Annotated in this window: 1 rRNA gene; it reads left to right on the plus strand. The window is 56.5% G+C overall.

Going from position 1 to position 1850, the window contains the following annotated elements:
• Positions 1–1829 (plus strand): 23S ribosomal RNA (locus tag ACIOGX_RS36760); the annotation flags it as partial.
• Positions 1830–1850 lie beyond the last annotated feature (21 nt).

Below are 1850 nucleotides of genomic sequence, written 5' to 3' on the forward strand. Positions count from 1 at the left end.
CTGTGATGGGTAGGGGAGCGTCGTGTGCCGGGTGAAGCCTCCGCGGAAGCGAGGGGTGGACGGTTCACGAGTGAGAATGCAGGCATGAGTAGCGATACACACGTGAGAAACGTGTGCGCCGATTGACTAAGGGTTCCTGGGTCAAGCTGATCTGCCCAGGGTAAGTCGGGACCTAAGGCGAGGCCGACAGGCGTAGTCGATGGACAACCGGTTGATATTCCGGTACCCGCTTTGAAACGCCCAGTATCGAATCAGACGATGCTAAGCCCGTGAAGCCGTTCCGGACCCTTCGGGGAATGGAAAGTGGTGGAGCCGGTGACCCGGATCTGTAGTAGGTAAGCGATGGGGTGACGCAGGAAGGTAGTCCAGCCCGGGCGGTGGTTGTCCCGGGGTAAGGGTGTAGGACGCACGGTAGGTAAATCCGTCGTGCATGAGTCTGAGACCTGATGCCGAGCCGATTGTGGTGAAGTGGATGATCCTATGCTGTCGAGAAAAGCCTCTAGCGAGTTTCATGGCGGCCCGTACCCTAAACCGACTCAGGTGGTCAGGTAGAGAATACCGAGGCGTTCGGGTGAACTATGGTTAAGGAACTCGGCAAAATGCCCCCGTAACTTCGGGAGAAGGGGGGCCATTCTGGGTGATGGGATTTACTCCTTGAGCTTGGGGTGGCCGCAGAGACCAGCGAGAAGCGACTGTTTACTAAAAACACAGGTCCGTGCGAAGCCGTAAGGCGATGTATACGGACTGACGCCTGCCCGGTGCTGGAACGTTAAGGGGACCGGTTAGTCAATCTTCGGGTTGGCGAAGCTGAGAACTTAAGCGCCAGTAAACGGCGGTGGTAACTATAACCATCCTAAGGTAGCGAAATTCCTTGTCGGGTAAGTTCCGACCTGCACGAATGGCGTAACGACTTCTCGACTGTCTCAACCATAGGCCCGGTGAAATTGCACTACGAGTAAAGATGCTCGTTTCGCGCAGCAGGACGGAAAGACCCCGGGACCTTTACTATAGTTTGATATTGGTGTTCGGTTCGGCTTGTGTAGGATAGGTGGGAGACTGTGAAGCTTGGACGCCAGTTCAGGTGGAGTCGTCGTTGAAATACCACTCTGGTCGTGCTGGATGTCTAACCTGGGTCCGTGATCCGGATCAGGGACAGTGTCTGATGGGTAGTTTAACTGGGGCGGTTGCCTCCTAAAGTGTAACGGAGGCGCCCAAAGGTTCCCTCAGCCTGGTTGGTAATCAGGTGTTGAGTGTAAGTGCACAAGGGAGCTTGACTGTGAGACCGACGGGTCGAGCAGGGACGAAAGTCGGGACTAGTGATCCGGCGGTGGCTTGTGGAAGCGCCGTCGCTCAACGGATAAAAGGTACCCCGGGGATAACAGGCTGATCTTCCCCAAGAGTCCATATCGACGGGATGGTTTGGCACCTCGATGTCGGCTCGTCGCATCCTGGGGCTGGAGTCGGTCCCAAGGGTTGGGCTGTTCGCCCATTAAAGCGGTACGCGAGCTGGGTTTAGAACGTCGTGAGACAGTTCGGTCCCTATCCGCTGTGCGCGTAGGAGTCTTGAGAAGGGCTGTCCCTAGTACGAGAGGACCGGGACGGACGAACCTCTGGTGTGCCAGTTGTTCTGCCAAGGGCATGGCTGGTTGGCTACGTTCGGAAAGGATAACCGCTGAAAGCATCTAAGCGGGAAGCCTGCTTCGAGATGAGGACTCCCACCCCCTTTGAGGGGTTAAGGCTCCCAGTAGACGACTGGGTTGATAGGCCGGATATGGAAGCCAGGTGACTGGTGGAGTTGACCGGTACTAATAGGCCGAGGGCTTGTCCTCAGTTGCTCGCGTCCACTGTGT

It is taken from the genome of Streptomyces sp. NPDC088147 (assembly GCF_044741565.1).
Taxonomy (GTDB): Bacteria; Actinomycetota; Actinomycetes; order Streptomycetales; family Streptomycetaceae; genus Streptomyces.